Origin of the sequence: Polaromonas sp. CG_9.11 (assembly GCF_015752225.1) — a bacterium.
In the GTDB taxonomy this organism is placed as follows: domain Bacteria; phylum Pseudomonadota; class Gammaproteobacteria; order Burkholderiales; family Burkholderiaceae_C; genus Polaromonas.
This window is the reverse complement of the sequence record NZ_JADOVE010000010.1, coordinates 89,288-106,584: the sequence shown is the minus strand read 5'-3', so window position 1 is coordinate 106,584 and position 17,297 is coordinate 89,288. Positions and strand designations below refer to the sequence as shown.

16 protein-coding genes and 1 pseudogene are annotated in these 17,297 nt (G+C 63.0%); 11 read left to right on the top strand and 6 right to left on the bottom strand.

The window, feature by feature from the left end:
• Nucleotides 1–3 precede the first annotated feature (3 nt).
• Genes IWX85_RS10290 through IWX85_RS10280 form a run of 3 tightly spaced genes read right to left on the bottom strand, consistent with a single transcriptional unit; the run spans nucleotide 4 to nucleotide 2,137 of the window.
• Nucleotides 4–447 carry a DNA polymerase III subunit chi gene (locus tag IWX85_RS10290; RefSeq protein WP_196869665.1) on the bottom strand — a complete coding sequence of 148 codons (444 nt, stop codon included), beginning with the start codon at nucleotides 445–447 and terminating at the stop codon, nucleotides 4–6.
• Nucleotides 444–1,964, bottom strand: a complete 1,521-nt coding sequence (locus tag IWX85_RS10285; RefSeq protein WP_196869664.1) for a leucyl aminopeptidase — start codon at nucleotides 1,962–1,964, stop codon at nucleotides 444–446. The genes IWX85_RS10290 and IWX85_RS10285 overlap by 4 nt, the downstream gene beginning before the upstream one ends.
• Nucleotides 1,940–2,137, bottom strand: a complete 198-nt coding sequence (locus IWX85_RS10280; protein ID WP_196869663.1) for a hypothetical protein — start codon at nucleotides 2,135–2,137, stop codon at nucleotides 1,940–1,942. The genes IWX85_RS10285 and IWX85_RS10280 overlap by 25 nt, the downstream gene beginning before the upstream one ends.
• On the opposite strand from IWX85_RS10280, the gene lptF reads away from it, so the two are divergent.
• From lptF to IWX85_RS10250, 6 genes are all read left to right on the top strand, one after another.
• A complete protein-coding gene (gene lptF / locus IWX85_RS10275; protein ID WP_196869662.1) occupies nucleotides 2,136–3,257 on the top strand; it encodes an LPS export ABC transporter permease LptF in 1,122 nt (373 codons plus the stop codon). The two genes, IWX85_RS10280 and lptF, sit on opposite strands and share 2 nt — an antisense overlap.
• Nucleotides 3,254–4,402 carry an LPS export ABC transporter permease LptG gene (gene lptG / locus IWX85_RS10270; RefSeq protein WP_036804322.1) on the top strand — a complete coding sequence of 383 codons (1,149 nt, stop codon included), beginning with the start codon at nucleotides 3,254–3,256 and terminating at the stop codon, nucleotides 4,400–4,402. The genes lptF and lptG overlap by 4 nt, the downstream gene beginning before the upstream one ends.
• Before the next feature lie 36 nt (nucleotides 4,403–4,438).
• Nucleotides 4,439–4,855 (top strand): sirohydrochlorin chelatase, encoded by a 417-nt coding sequence (locus IWX85_RS10265; protein WP_196869661.1) that lies wholly within the window; start codon nucleotides 4,439–4,441, stop codon nucleotides 4,853–4,855.
• A 63-nt stretch (nucleotides 4,856–4,918) separates the two neighbouring features.
• Nucleotides 4,919–5,863 carry a CysB family HTH-type transcriptional regulator gene (locus IWX85_RS10260; RefSeq protein ID WP_196869660.1) on the top strand — a complete coding sequence of 315 codons (945 nt, stop codon included), beginning with the start codon at nucleotides 4,919–4,921 and terminating at the stop codon, nucleotides 5,861–5,863.
• A 2-nt stretch (nucleotides 5,864–5,865) separates the two neighbouring features.
• Nucleotides 5,866–7,065: a pyridoxal phosphate-dependent aminotransferase gene (locus IWX85_RS10255; RefSeq protein ID WP_196869659.1), complete on the top strand. Its 1,200-nt coding sequence runs from the start codon at nucleotides 5,866–5,868 to the stop codon at nucleotides 7,063–7,065.
• Between the two features lie 90 nt (nucleotides 7,066–7,155).
• Nucleotides 7,156–7,314 (top strand): DUF3309 family protein, encoded by a 159-nt coding sequence (locus IWX85_RS10250; protein ID WP_081932315.1) that lies wholly within the window; start codon nucleotides 7,156–7,158, stop codon nucleotides 7,312–7,314.
• Between the two features lie 63 nt (nucleotides 7,315–7,377).
• Here IWX85_RS10250 and hrpA read toward each other — a convergent pair whose 3' ends face one another.
• Nucleotides 7,378–11,361: an ATP-dependent RNA helicase HrpA gene (gene hrpA / locus IWX85_RS10245; RefSeq protein WP_196869658.1), complete on the bottom strand. Its 3,984-nt coding sequence runs from the start codon at nucleotides 11,359–11,361 to the stop codon at nucleotides 7,378–7,380.
• A gap of 211 nt (nucleotides 11,362–11,572) precedes the next feature.
• Here hrpA and argA point away from each other — a divergent pair, with 211 nt between their 5' ends.
• From argA to IWX85_RS20440, 5 genes and pseudogenes are all read left to right on the top strand, one after another.
• On the top strand, nucleotides 11,573–12,922 hold the full coding sequence (gene argA / locus IWX85_RS10240; protein WP_036804334.1) for an amino-acid N-acetyltransferase: 1,350 nt from the start codon (nucleotides 11,573–11,575) through the stop codon (nucleotides 12,920–12,922).
• Nucleotides 12,923–12,960: 38 nt separating this feature from the next.
• Nucleotides 12,961–13,209, top strand: a complete 249-nt coding sequence (locus IWX85_RS10235) for a DUF1272 domain-containing protein (protein WP_196869657.1) — start codon at nucleotides 12,961–12,963, stop codon at nucleotides 13,207–13,209.
• A gap of 214 nt (nucleotides 13,210–13,423) precedes the next feature.
• Entirely contained in the window at nucleotides 13,424–14,128 is a 705-nt protein-coding gene (locus tag IWX85_RS10230; protein WP_036804340.1) for a dienelactone hydrolase family protein, read from the top strand.
• Nucleotides 14,125–14,826: a phosphoribosyltransferase gene (locus IWX85_RS10225; protein WP_196869656.1), complete on the top strand. Its 702-nt coding sequence runs from the start codon at nucleotides 14,125–14,127 to the stop codon at nucleotides 14,824–14,826. Before IWX85_RS10230 ends, IWX85_RS10225 begins: the two co-directional genes overlap by 4 nt.
• 182 nt (nucleotides 14,827–15,008) lie before the next feature.
• A pseudogene (locus IWX85_RS20440) lies at nucleotides 15,009–15,185 on the top strand (erythromycin esterase family protein); the annotation flags it as partial.
• A gap of 154 nt (nucleotides 15,186–15,339) precedes the next feature.
• On the opposite strand, the gene IWX85_RS10215 reads toward IWX85_RS20440, so the two are convergent.
• Both IWX85_RS10215 and IWX85_RS10210 read right to left on the bottom strand, forming a co-directional pair.
• Nucleotides 15,340–16,728 (bottom strand): TIGR03862 family flavoprotein, encoded by a 1,389-nt coding sequence (locus IWX85_RS10215; RefSeq protein WP_370584260.1) that lies wholly within the window; start codon nucleotides 16,726–16,728, stop codon nucleotides 15,340–15,342.
• 194 nt (nucleotides 16,729–16,922) lie between these two features.
• The gene (locus IWX85_RS10210; RefSeq protein ID WP_231379673.1) at nucleotides 16,923–17,195 is read right to left on the bottom strand and encodes a hypothetical protein; all 273 of its coding nucleotides are present in this window, start codon (nucleotides 17,193–17,195) and stop codon (nucleotides 16,923–16,925) included.
• Nucleotides 17,196–17,297 lie beyond the last annotated feature (102 nt).

Below are 17,297 nucleotides of genomic sequence, written 5' to 3'. Positions count from 1 at the left end.
GGTTCATGTCGTGCCTGTGGCCCACTGGGCCAGGTCATGCCTTTTCAGGGAATACCCGCGCGCCGCATAATGTTTCCAGCGGCTGCGCCCGGCCTGCGCATCTTCCGGTAACAGCGAAACCACTTCAATCAAGCGGTCGTATCCTTCGAATCCAGCGGGAAGGTCGAGCCCCAAATTCACCAGGATGCCATGTTCCGAATAACCGGCAGGCGAAACCGCCAGCACGACCGGCGTGAATGCCAGCGTAGCGGGCGTGGCAGCCGCCGCCGTGCAGTGGGGCACGAAATCAGCCGCAGAAAATGTCCACAGCAGCGTATCGAGTTGGTCCAGCAAGGCCGGCTCGGCTGTGACCGCCACTTTGGCGCCTCTCAGGTAGATTTTTCGCAGCAGCCGGCAGCCATAGGCCAGCTTGTCGGCGGCGTTGAAATGAAAGGCAATGTCGGTCATGCCCTGGTTTTGGCGGCGGGTGCGCGTCCTTTGGCCGCTCTTGCCTTTGGCGCCGCTGGCGCCATGGATACAGAAGTCGCCTGTGCCAGCAGAAAATCAAGCAACAGCGGCACGGGACGGCCAGTGGCGCCTTTGGCCTGGCCGCTTTTCCAGCCGGTGCCAGCAATGTCCAGGTGTGCCCAGGCAAAGTCAGCCGCAAAGCGCTGCAAAAACTTGGCCGCCGTCACCGCGCCACCGGCACGCCCGGCCACATTGGCGACGTCGGCAAAATTGGTTTTCAAGCCATCCGCATAGTCATCGTCCAGCGGCATGCGCCAGCACAGGTCAAGCGACGAGTCGCCGGCCCGGGCCAGCGATTCGGCCAATGCTTCATTGCTTGAAAAAAGCCCGCTCCGCACGCCGCCGAGCGCGACCACACAGGCGCCCGTCAGTGTGGCGATGTCCACCACGGCACGGGGTTTGAAGCGCGCAGCATACGTCAAGGCATCGCACAGGACCAGCCGACCTTCGGCATCGGTATTGAGAATTTCTATGGTTTGCCCGCTCATGCTGGTCACCACGTCACCGGGCTTGATGGCCTTGTCGCCCGGCATGTTCTCGCAGGCCGGAATCAACCCCACCACGTTGAGCGCTGGTTGCAGTTCGGCCAGCGCCCGGAACGTGCCCAGCACGCTGGCAGCGCCGCACATGTCAAATTTCATTTCGTCCATTTCGGCGGCCGGCTTGATTGAGATACCACCCGTGTCAAAGGTGATGCCCTTGCCAATCAGCACCACGGGCGCTTCGTCCTTGGCGCCGCCTTCATAGCGCAGGACGATAAAGCGCAATGGTTCGGCCGTGCCCTGCGCCACCGCCAGGAAAGCGCCCATGCCGAGCTTTTCGACCTCCTTGTGGCCAAGTACTTCGCTCTTGATGCGTCGCAGTTTTCCAAGCTCCTTGGCCACGCCCGCCAGCAAGGTGGGCGTGGCATGGTTGGCCGGTCGGTTGGCCCATTCTTTGGCCAACTCGATGCCCTTGACCAGTGCGATGGCCTTGTCAAAACCGGCCTGGACAGGGTCAAGGCTGTCCACGGCAATCGCCAACTTCTGCAGTTTTGCCGCCACGGGCTTGGACTTGGTCGTGCTGTAGGTATAGCTGGCATCGGCACAGGCGACAACGGCGGCGCGTACCGTCTCAGGCTGGAGATTGGTCAGCAAGCCGAGGCAAAGAACGGCGCGCTGCGCGTTGCTGGTCTTCAGCACCGCCATGGCGGCATTGACGGCCGTACGGACGTTTTTTTCGCTGGCATCGCCTGCGCCGACCAGCACCACCCGCGTGGCCTCGATGCCCGGTGTGCGGTAGGCGCTCAGCAGCTTGCCCGGCTTGAGTTCCAGATCACCTGACTTGATGGCCAATGTGGCAAGGACGGACAAAGCGTCGTCTCCCGCCGCAAGGCCTTCAGGGACCAGCACAATCAGCGCATCGGTTTTTTCACTGCAGACAAGGGCACGGTTCAGGGTTTTAAGTTCAAAGTCCATAATTCAGGGTTGGGTAGATAAACCAGCTTGTTCCATTTTTGATTCAATGCAAGGTCAGGCGCCCTGCCGCAGTTCATGCTCGCCTCAGGCGAAGCAGCACCGGCAACATGTCGCATCGAAGCAAAAACGAAGTCACACAAAATAAATCCCAGCAAGGCCGCCATCCAGTCCATGTTATTCCAATCTTCAATACGCAAGGAACTGGCGCGCAGTTTCGGCGCCACGCTGGTGGTGCTGGTCACCATCGTCATGACCATCGTGCTGATACGAACCCTGGGCCAGGCGTCGCGCGGCTCCATCAGCCCGCAGGACGTGATGCTCTACATGGCGTATTCCGGTCTGGGACGCCTGCCGACCATCCTGACGCTCGCCCTGTTCATCGCCCTGGTCAGCACCTTGACCCGTATGTACCGCGACAGCGAAATGGTCGTGTGGTTCACCAGCGGCCAGGGACTGGCCGGCTTCTTGCGGCCGCTGTTTCACTTTGCCTGGCCAGTGCTGATGGTCATCAGCCTGATGGCAATTTTTGTCTGGCCATGGACCAACCAGCAAACCAAGGACATGCAAAGCCGCTACCAGCAACGCGGTGACCTGGACCGCATCACCCCCGGCGTCTTTCAGGAGTCCTCCAGCGGCAACCGGGTATTTTTCATCGACCGCGACCTGCCCGGCGAGCAGGCCAGCAACAACGTCTTCATCGCCGCCACTGAAAAGGGAAAAAGCTCGGTCACCACCGCGCAGTCCGGCCGCATTGAAACCCGTGGTGATGCGCAGTTCCTGATGCTTTCCAACGGCCAGCGGCTGGAGAACGAGATTGGCAAGTCAGCGCTCAAGATCAGCGACTTCAAGGAGTACGGCGTCAAGACCGGCAGTTCCGGACTGCTGGGCGCAACCCCGCCGGAAGCCCAGCTGATGTCCAGCTGTGCGCTGATCAAGGAGCCGACGCGCAGCAACCTAGGTGAACTGGCATGGCGACTGGGCCTGGCGCTTTGCGCCATCAACCTGGTGGTGGTGGCGCTGGCGCTGTCAAGTGTCAACCCGCGCAGCGGGCGCAGCATCAACATGATTTTTGTCGTGCTGGCCTTCGTGGTCTACAACAACCTGGTCAACCTGGGACAAAACTGGATCTTTGTCGGACTGATTGGTTTCGGCCCTTTTTTGCTGGTCCTGCATGGCGGGGTCCTGCTGCTGGCGCTGGCATGGCTGGCCAAGCGGCACATGAACTGGCGCTTCAGGCGCACGCACCGCACACGCGCTCCGGCATCCGCGAACCAGGCTGGAGGCCGGGCATGAAGACCATACGACGCCTCATCTACCGCGAAGTCCTGACCTCGATTGCCCTGGTGGTCCTGGGTTTTCTGGCCCTGTTCTTTTTCTTTGACCTGGTTGACGAACTGCAGTACCTGGGGAAGAACAACGGCTTGGTGGGAGAGAGCACCTACCAGATCAAGCATGCCCTGCTGTATGTCGCTTTGCTGATTCCAAACCATCTTTATGAACTGCTGCCCATTTCAGTGCTGATTGGCAGTATTTTTGTCATGGCGCGCTTGGCCCAAAGCTCGGAATACACCATCTTGCGCACCAGCGGCCTGGGCCCCTGGCGGGCACTCAAACTGCTGCTGTGGCTGGGCGCCTTTTTCGTCGCGCTGAGCTTCGTCGTCGGCGACTACATCTCGCCTGTCAGCGAGCGCGCTGCGCAGTTGCTGAAGGCCAGGTACCAGAGCAAGATCACCATTGGCCAGACCGGCGCCTGGCTGAAGGAAAAGCAGGCTGGCAGGAGCTTCATCGTGAACGTCAGCGAGTTGTCTCCCGAGGGCGAAATGCATGGCGTGCGTATTTACGAGTTCAACAGCACGGGCCTGATCGTCTCGACGACCGAGGCACCGAAGGCTGCGTTCTCATCAGGTACTGCCTGGCTGCTAAGCAATGTCACGAGGACAGAGTTCGCCGTGTCCGCCAGCGCAAATGGCGCCAGCGCCAATGCTGCCCCGCAACAGGCGCGGGTCAGCCGCAGCGCCGTTGCCAGTTTTCGCTGGCCCACCGAAATCAGCACTGAAATGGTATCTGTCGCGCTGCTGAGGCCCGACCGGATGGCCACAATAGACCTGTTCAATTACATCCGCCATCTTGAAGCCAATGGCCAGACGTCCCAGCGCTACGAAATCGAGTTCTGGCGCAAGGTGTTTTATCCGCTCAGCTGCCTGGTCATGGTGATGCTGGCGCTGCCATTTGCCTACCTGCATTTCCGCTCTGGCAGCATCACCGGCTATGTATTTGCCGGCGTCATGATCGGCATCAGTTTTTTCCTGCTGAACAATGTGTTCGGCTACATCGGCAACCTGCGCAACTGGCAGCCCTGGCTGGCAGCGGCTACGCCCGGACTGATCTACATGGGCATTTCCATGGGTGCATTCGGCTGGCTGGTGCTCAGGCGATGACGGCCAATTAGTCCCTTTTCACTTTTCCAACGACTTATGACCTCCACATTTTCCTTGCCACGCGGCATTGTCCTGTTTGCCCACGGTTCGCGCGATCCGCTGTGGCGCTTGCCTATCGAAGCAGTCGCCGCGCAGATCAGGACACTGCACCCAGGCACCCTGGTACTTTGCGCCTACCTGGAAATCTGCGCGCCGTCGCTGCCGGAAGCGGCCGCTGCGCTGGTCGCCGCTGGTGCGCGCCAACTGAGGATTTTTCCGCTGTTTTTGGGCGTGGGTAAGCATGCGCGCGAAGACCTGCCCCTGCTCGTCGAACAGATCAGGGTGGCGCATCCCGATATCGCCATTGAACTCCTGCAGGCGGCCGGCGAATATGCGCAAATGACCGCCTTGATGGCTGATATCGCCTTGAATGATGGCGTGAGCGCAGCGCTTACGGGCACTGAAAACGGTTAGGCCAAGCGATTTTTCTTAGTCCACTTAAAGCATAATAAAATCAATATTAAGCACTAATTTCATATGAACCTGCATCAATTCCGCTTTGTCCAGGAAGCCGTCCGCCGCAACCTGAACCTGACCGAAACCGCGCGAGCGCTGCATACCTCGCAACCCGGCGTTTCCAAGGCCATCATTGAACTGGAGGAAGAGCTGGGCGTGGAAATCTTTGCGCGCCACGGCAAGCGTCTCAAGCGCGTGACCGAGCCCGGCGAACACGTAATTAAAAGCATCGAGCTGATCATGCGGGAAGTCGGCAACCTGCGGCGCATCGGTGAGCAGTTTTCGGCGCAGGACAGTGGAACGCTGTCGATTGCCACCACCCACACGCAGGCCCGCTATGTGCTGCCTCAGCCGGTCGCTCGGCTGCGCGAGGCCTTTCCCAAGGTCAACGTCAGCCTGCACCAGGGCTCGCCCGACCAGGTGGCGCGCATGGTGCTTGAAGAAGTCGCCGAAATCGGGATTGCCACCGAATCCTTGACCCAGTACGACGACCTGGTGACGCTGCCCTGCTATGAATGGCAGCACATGCTGGTTATGCCCAGCGACCATCCGCTGGCTCGCAAGGAACACATCACGCTGGAAGACCTGGCGCAGGAAGCGCTGATCACCTACCACCCGTCATTCACTGGCCGCACCAAGATCGACTTGGCATTTGCCACCCGGCACCTGCATCCGCGCATTGCCCTTGAAGCGATCGACTCCGATGTGATCAAGACCTATGTGCGTCTGGGGCTGGGCGTGGGCATCGTGGCCGAAATGGCGGTCAGGGACGACGGCACCAATGCAGACCTGATTGCCTTGCCTGCAGGGCATCTGTTCGGCGTGAACGTTGCCCGCGTGGCCTTCAAGCGCAGCGCCTACCTGCGAAATTTTGTTTACAAGTTCACGGAACTGCTCAGTGAAAAGCTCAACCGCGACCTGGTGGCCAGGGCCATGGCAGGTCGCCTCAACGACGACGAGGTTTGAACATGAGGACGCATGCATCCACCCCTGCTACGGCCAGCGCGCCGCGCACGCCAGCGCTCATCAGCCGGCTGCCACGGGTCGGCACTACGATTTTCACCGTCATGTCGGCGCTGGCCGCTGAAAAGGGCGCCGTCAATCTGGGCCAGGGGTTTCCGGATTTCGACTGCGACCCGCAACTGGTCGAGGCCGTCACTGGCGCCATGCAGCGCGGCCTGAACCAGTACCCACCCATGGCCGGCGTTCCGATCCTGCGTGAAGCCGTCGCGGCCAAGCTGGCGGCCCTGTACGGCCGCAACTACGACCCGGGCAGCGAGATCACCATCACGGCGGGCGCCACGCAGGCCATCCTCACCATCGTCCTGGCCGTCGTGCATCCGGGCGACGAGGTCATCGTGCTGGAGCCGTGCTACGACAGCTATGTGCCGAACATTGAACTGGCGGGCGGCACGGTCGTCCGGGTGCCGTTGACGCCCGGAACTTTTCGTCCGGATTTTGAAAAAATCAGGGCGGCCCTCAGCCCCCGCACGCGCGCCATCGTCGTCAATTCGCCGCACAACCCGAGCGCCACGGTCTGGACCGAGGCCGAGATGCTGCTGCTTCAAGACCTCCTCGCCCCCACCGATGTCCTGCTGATCAGCGACGAGGTCTATGAGCACATGGTGTTCGACGCCGCCCAGGGCCACCTTCACCAGAGCGCCGCGCGCTTTGCAGGGCTGGCGGCGCGCGCCTTCATCGTCAGCAGCTTTGGCAAGACCTACCATGTCACGGGCTGGAAGGTCGGCTATGTCGCCGCGCCGGCCAGCCTGACGGCGGAGTTTCGCAAGGTGCACCAGTTCAACGTATTCACCGTCAACACGCCGGTGCAGCATGGCCTGGCCGCTTACATGGCCAGCGACCGGCCTTACCTGGACCTGCCGGCCTTCTACCAGCGCAAGCGTGACCTGTTCCGATCCGGGCTGGAAAACACGCGCTTCAAGCTGCTGCCCAGCGAAGGCAGCTATTTCCAGTGCGTCGATATTTCGGAGGTCAGCGACCTGGGCGAGGCCGATTTTTGCCACTGGCTGACGACCGATATCGGCGTGGCGGCGATTCCCCTGTCGGCGCTTTATGGCGACGGGTTTGACCAGCGCGTCGTGCGCTTCTGCTTTGCCAAGAAGGACGAAACCCTGCACCTGGCGCTGGAACGGCTAGCCCGACTGTAGGCAACTCCTGACGCCTGTATCAGCCGCCTTCCTGCTTGACGCCTGCAAGCGGCCGGCAAAAATACAGGCATACATAAAAAGGAGTCTTCCATGTCAATCTCGCTTATCTTGCTGATCGTCCTGATCCTGATCCTGGTCGGTGCACTTCCCACGTGGGGCCATAGCCGCAGCTGGGGTTACGGTCCCAGCGGCGGTATCGGCCTGGTGGTGATCATCCTGATCGTGCTGCTGCTGATGGGCCGGATCTAGATCCCTGATCTGCTTCTGTCAAAAAGGACCTTGCACTGCAAGGTCCTTTTTTTCTTGGAGCCGTCAACTGTTGAGTTGCGCCCAGAGCTTGTCCAGCCGCTTGATGCTGACCGGCTGCGGCGTGCGCAGCTCCTGTGCGAAAAAGCTCACGCGCAGCTCTTCCAGCAGCCAGCGGTATTCCTGCATGCGCGCGTCCGCCGCACCCTTGCGCTCGGCAAGCAACCGCCAATAGCGCTGCTCGTGCGGCCGCACATCGGCCAGGCGGGCGGCGTCTCTGGCCGGGTCAGCGCGCCATTTTTCCAGGCGCAGGGTGATGGCTTTCAGGTAACGCGCAAAGTGCTGCAGCTGCGCGTAAGGCGTGGTCGTCAGGAAACGCTTGGGCACCAGACGCTGCAGTTGCTGGGCCGTGTCGGCCGCAGCATCGGCGGCGTTTTTGGTGTCCTTGATCTTTCGCTGCGCCACGGCAAATTCCATGAGGATGCTGGACGCCAGGCGCGCCACTTCGCTGGCAATCAGCGTCAGGCGGCCGCGCCCCTCGTCAATTCGTTTTTTGAAATCGACTTCGCAGGTCGGCAGCGGATCGAGCAAAAAAGCCCGGTCCAGCGCCACCTCGATGATCTGCTGTCGCAACTCGTCGACCGTACCGCCGCCCGAGTTGTCGGCGGCGCGGCCCACCAGCATGTAAGAGGTCGCGGTTTTTTGCAGGTCGGGCAGGTTTTTTTCCAGGTACTTCAGCGCATCCCTGATCTGCAGCGAGAACAACCGCCTCAGGCCGGCGCGGTGCTTGACGGCCGCTGTATCGGGCTCGTCGAACACCTCGATCGTCACCGCATCGCCCAGATCGATCAAGGCCGGAAAACCAATCAGCGTTTGCGCGCCCTTGCCAATTTCCATCAGTTCTGGCAGTTCGCCAAAGGCCCAGCTGGTGTAGCGCTCGGCAGCCTTTGCTACTATCTTTTCAGGAGCTGCTTGCGCCCGTCCCGCTTGCGCCATAGGCTTATTTGATGCTTTATTTCGGCCTAAGGCACTGGCCGGAGCGACATCAAGCGCAGGGGGCATCGCCCTGCCCAGGTTCTTCAGCCCCGCCAGCGCCTGAAACGCCCCGCGTGCCTGCGAACCCAGCTCGCCCTTGAGCGCGCCCAGGTTGCGGCCTGCACCCAGCTGGCGGCCGTGTTCGTCAACCACGCGAAAGTTCATGAACAGGTGCGGCGCCAGCATGTCGAGCTTCAGGTCGGCGCGCTTGATGTCGAGCGAGGTCGCGTCGCGCACCCATTTCAACACCGCGTCAGTCAGAGCAACCGCGCCGAATTTCTCCGCCACCATCAGTTCCTGCGCCATGCGCGCGGCGGTGTCGGGCAGCGGCACCAGGCGCGAGCGAGGGCGCTGGTGCAGCGTCTTGATCAGCGCCTGGATCTTGTCTTTCAGCATGCCGGGCACCAGCCACTCGCAGCGCTCCTCATTGACCTGGTTCAGCGCAAAAATCGGCACCTCGACGGTCACGCCATCGCGCGCGTCGCCGGGCTCGTGCAGGTAGGTCACCAGGCAATCGACGCCGCCCAGCCGCAACGTCTTGGGAAACGCCTGCGTGGTGATGCCGGCCGCCTCGTGGCGCATCAGCTCGTCTTGCGTCAACAGCAGCAATTCGGGCTGCTTTTTGACCTCGGCCTTGAACCAGCTCTCAAAGCCGGCGCCGGAGCAGATGTCGGCCGGCAACTGCTGGTCGTAAAAGGCGTAGATCAGCTCGTCATCGACCAGCACGTCCTGCCGGCGCGCCTTGTGCTCCAGGTCCTGAACATGCGTGATCATCTTGTCGTTGGCCGCCAAAAACGGCAGCCGGGTGTCCCAGTTGCCAGCCACCAGCGCCTCGCGGATGAAGATTTCACGCGACGTGACCGGATCGATGCGGCCAAAGTTGACGCGCCGCCCGTTGTAGGCCACCAGGCCATACAGCGTCGCCCGCTCCAGCGCCGTGACCTGCGCGGCTTTTTTCTCCCAGTGCGGGTCAAGCAGCTGCTTTTTCAGCAGATGGCCGCCAACCTGCTCGATCCACTGCGGGTCAATATTCGCAATGCCCCGGCCAAACAGGCGCGTGGTTTCCACCAGTTCGGCCGCGACGATCCAGCGACCCGGCTTCTTGCTGAGCCGCGCGCCGGGGTGGCGGTAAAAGCGGATGCCGCGCGCGCCCAGGTACCAGTCGTCCTCTTCGCTTTTGAGGCCGATGTTGCCCAGCAGGCCGCACAACAGGGACAAATGCAGTTGCTCGTAGCTGGCCGGCTGCGAGTTGAGATGCCAGCCCTGCTCCCTAACCACCGCCAGCAGCTGCGAATGGATGTCGCGCCATTCGCGCACGCGGCGAATATTGACAAAGTTCTCGCGCAGCAGGCCTTCGTACTGGCGGTTCGTCAGCTTGTGCACCGCGTCATGGCCGCCGCGCGCGTCGCCCAGCCATTTCCACAGTTTCAAAAAACCGACGAATTCGCTTTTCTCGTCATCGAACTTGGCATGCGCCTGGTCGGCCTGCGCCTGCTTGTCCATGGGCCGGTCGCGCACGTCCTGCACGCTCAAGGCACTGGCAATCACCAGCACCTCGTCGAGCGCCTGCCGGTCCTTGGCTTCCAGGATCATGCGGCCGACACGCGGGTCCAGTGGCAGCTTGGCCAGCGTCCAGCCAACGGGCGTCAGTTCGTTGTCGTCATTCACCGCGCCAAGTTCGGCCAGCAGCTGGTAGCCGTCGGCAATTGCACGGCTTTGCGGCGACTCGATGAAGGCAAAGCTTTCAATCGTGCCCAGGTGCAGCGACTTCATGCGCAGGATCACCGACGCCAGCGAGCTGCGCAGGATCTCGGGGTCGGTAAAGCGCGGCCGGCCCAGAAAATCGGCTTCGTCGTACAGGCGGATGCAGATGCCATCAGCCACGCGGCCGCAGCGCCCGGCACGCTGGTTGGCCGCCGACTGCGAGATCGGCTCGACCATCAGCTGCTCGACCTTGTTCCTGAAACTGTAGCGCTTGACCCGCGCCGTGCCTGCGTCAATGACATATCTGATGCCCGGAACCGTCAGTGACGTTTCAGCCACATTGGTCGCCAGCACGATGCGCCGGCCACTGTGGCCGTCAAAAATTTTGTCCTGCTCGGCCTGGGAAAGGCGCGCAAACAGCGGCAACACCTCGGCATTGCGCGTCAGCGGCTGGTGCGCCAGGTGCTTGCGCAAGTGATCGGCGGCTTCGCGAATCTCGCGCTCGCCGGGCAGGAAAATAAGGATGTCGCCGGCGCTGTGCGGACTCATCCATAGCTCATCGACGGCATCGGCAATCGCGTCATTCAGGTCATGCTCGCGCGACTCCTCGAACGGCCGGTAGCGCTGCTCGACCGGAAACATCCGGCCCGACACCATGATGACCGGCGCTGGCACCAGAGGCCCCAACGCGCTGCGCTGCGCGTCGTCGCTGCCCCCCGTGGGGCGGCCTGGCGGCGGCGCGCGCGAGGCAAAGTAGTCGGCAAAACGCTGCGCATCAATCGTCGCCGAGGTGATGATGACCTTCAGGTCCGGCCGGCGCGGCAGCAACTGGCGCAAATAGCCCAGCAAGAAATCGATGTTCAGGCTGCGCTCGTGCGCCTCGTCGATGATGATGGTGTCGTAGGCGCGCAGCAGCGGGTCGGTCTGCGTTTCGGCCAGCAGGATGCCGTCGGTCATCAGCTTGACCGACGCATCACGGCTCAGCCGGTCCTGGAACCGAACCTTGTAGCCAACCACGTCGCCCAGCGGCGTCTTCAGTTCTTCGGCGATGCGCTTGGCCACGCTGGACGCAGCAATGCGGCGCGGCTGGGTATGGCCGATCATCTTGCCCTGGCCGGGCGGGTAGTTGAGCTTGCCGCGCCCCAGCGCCAGGGCGATCTTGGGCAGTTGCGTGGTTTTGCCCGAGCCGGTTTCACCGCAGACGATGATGACCTGGTGCGCCGTAAGCGCTGCGGCGATGTCGTCGCGCCGGCTGGATACCGGCAGCGACTCGGGAAAGGTGATGGCCAGAGGAGACAAAGAAGGAAGCAAGGCAGGCCCAGCAGTCAAAGCTGCTGATTATCGGCGTTCCGCCCGGTCAGGGCTTGCCTGGCGGGCTTTCAAGCGCCGGTGCGCCTGTCGGCGCTGGGGCACGCCCTTACACTGACTGCTTATTTTTTGTTTGCGGTGAAATGCAGCCACGGTCGACTTTGCGTGTTGCCTGACATTTCACCGGCCCCTGCCCGAACCCCGAAAGCGCGCCATGTCCACGGTCTTCAACTTCACCTTTGTCCCCTGGTTCCGCTCAGTGGCGCCCTACATCCACAAGTTTCGCAACCAGACCTTCGTGGTCGCCGTCTGCGGCGAGGCGATTGCCGCCGGCAAGCTGCCGCACCTGGCGCAGGACCTGGCCATGATCCAGAGCATGGGCGTGAAGGTGGTGCTGGTGCACGGTTTTCGGCCGCAGGTCAACGAGCAGCTTCGGGCCAAGGGCCACGAGGCGAAATATTCGCACGGCATGCGCATCACCGACGAAGTGGCGCTCGACTGCGCGCAGGAAGCGGCCGGTCAGCTCCGTTATGAAATCGAGGCGGCCTTCAGCCAGGGCCTGCCGAACACGCCGATGGCCGGCTCGACGATTCGCGTGATCTCGGGCAATTTCATCACCGCCCGGCCGGTCGGCATAGTCGATGGCGTGGATTTTCAGCATTCGGGCCTGGTGCGCAAGGTCGATGTGGCGGGCATTTCGCGCACGCTCGACTTCGGCGCGATGGTGCTGATCTCGCCCTTCGGCTTTTCGCCGACCGGCGAGGCCTTCAACCTGACCATGGAAGAAGTTGCGACCAGCGTGTCGATTGCGCTGCAGGCTGACAAGCTGATTTTCGTCACCGAGATTCCGGGGATCCGGCTCAAGCCTGACGAGCCGGTCAGTGAAGACAACCCCATCGATACCGAGTTGCCGCTGGCCGCTGCCGAAGCCCTGCTGATCAAGGTGCCCGCCGGCCAGCGCCCGAGCGACACGGCGTTTTACCTGCAGCACTGCGTGAAGGCCTGCAAGGCCGGGGTCGAGCGCAGCCACATCATCCCGTTTGCGGTCGATGGCGCGCTGCTGCTGGAGATTTACGTGCACGACGGCATCGGCACCATGGTGGTCGACGAAAAGCTCGAAGAACTGCGCGAAGCCACGGCCGACGACGTGGGCGGCATCCTGCAGCTGATCGAGCCGTTTGAGCAGGACGGCACGCTGGTCAAGCGCAGCCGCACCGAAATTGAACGCGACGCCGACCACTACACCATCGTCGAGCACGACGGCGTGATTTTTGCCTGCGCCGCGCTCTACCCCTACCCGGAGGCCAAGACCGCAGAGATGGCCGCCCTCACGGTGTCACCGCAAAGCCAGGGCCAGGGCGATGGCGAGAAAATCTTGAAGCGCATCGAGCAGCGCGCCCGCGCCGCCGGACTGCAAAGCATTTTCGTGCTGACCACGCGCACCATGCACTGGTTCATCAAGCGCGGCTTCGTGCAGGTCGATCCGGACTGGCTGCCCGACGCCCGCAAGCGCAAATACAACTGGGACCGCAAGAGCCAGGTGCTGGTCAAGAAGCTGGGCTGAGCTGATCCAGCCTTTTCAACCCCATCGGAACCCGACCCATGCTCCAGCTGCGCCCCAACTGTGAATGCTGCAACCGCGACCTGCCCGCCGCATCGCCCGATGCGCGCATGTGCAGCTTCGAATGCACCTTTTGCAGCGACTGCGCCAGCACCCGGTTGGCCGGCATGTGCCCCAACTGCGGCGGCGAACTGGTGGCGCGCCCGCGCCGGCCGGCGGACAAGCTGGCCAGGCATCCGGCTTCGACCGAACGTGTTTTCAAGTCCTCGGGCTGCCCGCCTGCGCCTTGACACGCAGATTGCCTCCAAGCCTTTGCGCCCGCCAGAATTATCAAATTTGATAGCGCCCTGCGCAAGCAGCGCCTGCGCTAGAGGCCTAAAAGGCTTAAAAATTCCCACTCAGGCTCCGGGCCAGCGCTAGACTACACAAAAAAACGAAAAATCCTGATAACCGAAAGCGCATTTTTCTCATAGGCTCAGGCTTCCCTTTTGCTGGAGGCCATCCATGAACATCTCTGGTCAAGTTCCCGCTGCGCGTGAAGTCCGCATTCCCTGCGGCGACACCTGGCTTTACGGCGATCTGACGGTGCCGACCGATGCCATCGGGGTGGTGCTGTTTGTTCACGGCAGCGGCAGCGGCCGGCACAGCGCGCGCAACCGTCTGGTGGCAAACAGGCTGCAACAAGCGGGCATTGCCACGCTGCTGTTCGACCTGCTCACCGCGCACGAGGAGCAAATCGACACGCACACCCGCGAGCACCGCTTCGACATCGCGCTGCTCACCCGGCGCCTGCAGGACGCGACCACCTGGGCCAGGGCGCAGCCCGTCCTGGAACGGCTGCCCGTCGGCTACTTCGGCGCCAGCACCGGCAGCGCCGCCGCCATCATTGCCGCTGCCCGGCTGGGCCGGCAAATTGCCGCCGTGGTCTCGCGCGGTGGTCGGCCCGACCTGGCCGGCCCGGTGGCGCTGGCGGCTGTCACCGCGCCGACGCTGTTGATCGTCGGCGGCACAGACCATGGCGTCATCGAGCTCAACGAGGATTCGCTTGCGAACCTGAGCTGCGAGAAACGCATGGCGATCGTCGAGGGCGCCACCCATCTGTTTGAGGAAAAAGGGACGCTGGAGGCAGTGGCAGAACTGGCCGCTTCCTGGTTCGGCACCCATCTGGCGCACCAGGAAACGGGAGATGCACCAGTCGCCAGAGCATGAAGGCGCCAACCATCACGCGTGACATCACCTTGCCGCTGAATGATCGCCGCCATGCCGGAAGGGTGCTGGCGAACAAGCTGGCCCACCATGCAGGCCAGGACAATCTGCTGGTGCTCGGCCTGCCGCGCGGTGGCGTTCCGGTGGCTTTCGAAGTGGCGCGCGCGCTGCACGCGCCGTTGGACATCTTTATGGTGCGCAAGCTGGGCCTTCCCGGCCACGAGGAATACGCCATGGGCGCGATCGCCAGCGGCGGGGTGCGCATCATGACGCCCCTGCCCGGTCTGAACATCGCTTCGTCAGAGATCGCCGAGGTTGTGGCCCGAGAGCACGATGAACTGGTACGGCGCGAGCAGCTCTACCGGGGCCAGCGCCCGCCGCTCAGCCTTGAAAGCCGCACGGTCATCGTGGTCGATGACGGGCTGGCCACCGGCACCAGCATGCGCGCAGCGGTGCTGGCCATCCGGCAGCAGCGCCCGGCCCGGCTGGTGGTGGCTGTTCCGGTGGGCGCGCAGGCCAGCTGCCAGGCGCTGCTCGCCGATGCCGACGAGGTGGTCTGCGCCGCCATGCCCTGTCCGTTTCGCGCCGTCAGTCTCTGGTACAAGGCGTTTGGGCAGACCAGCGACGAGGAGGTCCTCGCCTTGCTCGATCAAGCCCGCCGTTCACATGAAGGAGCGCTGAAGGCCATCCATGAGTCATGAAAATCAACACGGCAAGATTTCTTATCCGGGCCGCACGCTGGCTTGCCACCTGATGCGTAACGCCGGGGAGCACCACCGCACCATGTTCCGCGCCCCGGTGCTGTCCTGAAACCGGCGCGACAGCCACCTGGTCAAGACGCTACAGGCGCTGGACCGGCACTTTGACGCCGCAGCGCAAGCGGGTGCGCGACGGCCTGCACGGCAGTTCCAAAGACCTATTCCCCCAAACCGTCACGAAGCGCTTTTTACCCGGCCTGCGGCACGAAACCGTTCCACCCAAGCTGTCTGAGCCGCCGCCGCAGCTGCGGCTGCAGCGCGCCATTGGCGTCAACTACCGGCCCGAAACCGAGCGCCAGAGCCACTATTTCTACACCCGCCTGGCCGGCCAGTTCGATGCCATGATCCACATCGACGAAACCAGCGCGCTGGAGCGGCTGGACAAAGGGCCGGTCTGGGACGCTGGCGAAATGCCCGAAACCTTTCCGTCGGGAATCAAGCCAGGCAGCAAGCCGTTCAGGCGCCAGCCGGCAGCGCTTGCCCGAAGTGCCGCAGAACGCCCTGCCCTGCCGCGCGGCCGGTGGCGAAGCAGGCCGTCAACAGGTAGCCACCGGTGGGCGCTTCCCAGTCGAGCATTTCTCCGGCGCAAAACACCGGCGGGCTGAGGTCGGCGGGCAACGTGATCCGCAGGTTCGCATCCAGCCCCTCGAAGCGGACACCACCGGCACTGCTGATGGCTTCGTCGATAGGCCGGACCGCCACCAGCCGCAGCGGCAGCGCCTTGATGCCAGCAGCCAGCGTCACCGGGTCGGCCATCGCTTCCTTGCCCAGCAGTTCGTAGAGCATGCCGGCCTTGATGCCGTCCAGATTCAAGCGGCTCTTGAGGTGGCTGGACAGCGAGCGCGAGCCGCGCGGATGGCGCACTTCGACCAGCACCTGCTCGGCCGTCTTGTCGGGCAGCAGGTCGAGCAGCAAGGTCGCGCTGCCCTGGGCTGCAATCTCGTCCCTCAACAGGCTGGACGCCGCATAGACCAGGCTGCCTTCGACGCCGGTGGCCGTGGCGACGAATTCGCCCTTGCGGCTGAAACTGCGGCCTTGCGAATCGGTGAAACGGATCGCCACCGACTTGAAGGGCTGACCGGCAAAGCGGCTGGCAAAGTGTTCGCTCCAGCCCGGCTGTGGCTGCGGCGCCTGGCCGACCAGTTCCCGGAAGAAATCGCGCCGGGTTTCACCGTGACCGGCTGCGTCCAGTGCAGGCCGGGCTGCCACGTCAAAGCCGCAGTTCGACGGCTGCAACGACGCCACCGCCACGCCGCGCTCGGCCAGCCAGGGCACCCAGGCGCCGTCGGAGCCCAGGCGTTTCCAGCTGCCGCCGCCCAGCGCCAGCACCACGGCATCGGCCTCGGCCAGCACCTCGCCAGAGGGCGTTGAAAATTTCAGTGCGCCGTCCTCGGCCCAGCCCAGCCAGCGATGCCGCATGGAAAACCCCACGCCAGAGGCGCGCAGGCGGTGCAGCCAGGCGCGCAGCAGTGGCGCTGCCTTCATGTCCTTGGGAAACACCAGCCCCGAACTGCCGACAAAGGTTTCAATGCCCAGCGCTTCAGCCCAGGCGCGCACTTGGGTCGGTCCGAAAGCGGCCATCAGCGTCTGCAACGGCAGGTTGTGCTCGCCGTAGCGCTTGAAGAAAATCTCTGCGGGCTCGGAATGCGTCAGGTTCAGCCCGCCCTTGCCGGCCAGCAGGAACTTGCGGCCGACCGAAGGCATGGCGTCATACACCTGCACGCAAACCGCAGGACCGGCGCTGGCCAGCGCTTCGGCCGCCATCAGGCCGGCAGCGCCGCCGCCAATGACGGCTACGCGCAGCGGCCGGGCCGGGTCAAGGATGGGAAAGGCAAGAGAGTCGATGTTGTTCACAGGAAAAATCCGCCCGCACGAAGGTGCTGGCTTGAGGTAAAAAATAATGGCAATTTCGGGCAAGCCGGCCGGCGTGCGGCGTATGCTATTTTTTCAATAGCTGAAAGCGAACGCCGGTATTGCGCAGGATGCCTGAAAGGCTTGCATTTTGCGCCTTCTTGCATGGTCCGGTTTTTGGGGTGGGTTCAGGGGCGCCGGAACACATGGGTTGCTAACGGGTGATGGATGATCGTCACCTGGGGCGGCGCCTTCATCCCACAGGCGCCGTACATCGCCGAACCTCTGACGCCCACCGCAGCCATGCTCGGGCGGGTGGCATTGGCGGCAATCTCAAAGTTCCTGCGCGCGCGCTGGCAAGCAAGAAAGTCGATTCGCCCGGTCTGCAGACCAGTGGGCGGGCGGCCCGTCGACGGTTTGCCTGTCTGGCTTGAAAGCGCCTTGTCCAGTTCCTGCCGCATGCGGGGCGCGCAGGGCGCGTCGGAAAATTCCGCAAGCCCCTGCGCATTCAGGCATTGGTAAAAAGTTTGCGCATGGCCCGCAGGCGCCGTGGCGGCATAAAG

Bases quoted from the DNA above. Each gene is read 5' to 3' on its own strand.
- IWX85_RS10265 (WP_196869661.1), top strand. From the start codon at position 4,439: ATGACCTCCACATTTTCCTTGCCACGCGGCATTGTCCTGTTTGCCCAC.
- IWX85_RS10260 (WP_196869660.1), top strand. From the start codon at position 4,919: ATGAACCTGCATCAATTCCGCTTTGTCCAGGAAGCCGTCCGCCGCAAC.
- IWX85_RS10280 (WP_196869663.1), bottom strand. From the start codon at position 2,137: ATGGACTGGATGGCGGCCTTGCTGGGATTTATTTTGTGTGACTTCGTT.
- argA (WP_036804334.1), top strand. From the start codon at position 11,573: ATGTCCACGGTCTTCAACTTCACCTTTGTCCCCTGGTTCCGCTCAGTG.
- lptF (WP_196869662.1), top strand. From the start codon at position 2,136: ATGTTATTCCAATCTTCAATACGCAAGGAACTGGCGCGCAGTTTCGGC.
- IWX85_RS10250 (WP_081932315.1), top strand. From the start codon at position 7,156: ATGTCAATCTCGCTTATCTTGCTGATCGTCCTGATCCTGATCCTGGTC.
- IWX85_RS10290 (WP_196869665.1), bottom strand. From the start codon at position 447: ATGACCGACATTGCCTTTCATTTCAACGCCGCCGACAAGCTGGCCTAT.
- IWX85_RS10285 (WP_196869664.1), bottom strand. From the start codon at position 1,964: ATGGACTTTGAACTTAAAACCCTGAACCGTGCCCTTGTCTGCAGTGAA.
- lptG (WP_036804322.1), top strand. From the start codon at position 3,254: ATGAAGACCATACGACGCCTCATCTACCGCGAAGTCCTGACCTCGATT.
- IWX85_RS10210 (WP_231379673.1), bottom strand. From the start codon at position 17,195: ATGCGGCAGGAACTGGACAAGGCGCTTTCAAGCCAGACAGGCAAACCG.
- IWX85_RS10230 (WP_036804340.1), top strand. From the start codon at position 13,424: ATGAACATCTCTGGTCAAGTTCCCGCTGCGCGTGAAGTCCGCATTCCC.
- IWX85_RS10235 (WP_196869657.1), top strand. From the start codon at position 12,961: ATGCTCCAGCTGCGCCCCAACTGTGAATGCTGCAACCGCGACCTGCCC.
- IWX85_RS10225 (WP_196869656.1), top strand. From the start codon at position 14,125: ATGAAGGCGCCAACCATCACGCGTGACATCACCTTGCCGCTGAATGAT.
- IWX85_RS10255 (WP_196869659.1), top strand. From the start codon at position 5,866: ATGAGGACGCATGCATCCACCCCTGCTACGGCCAGCGCGCCGCGCACG.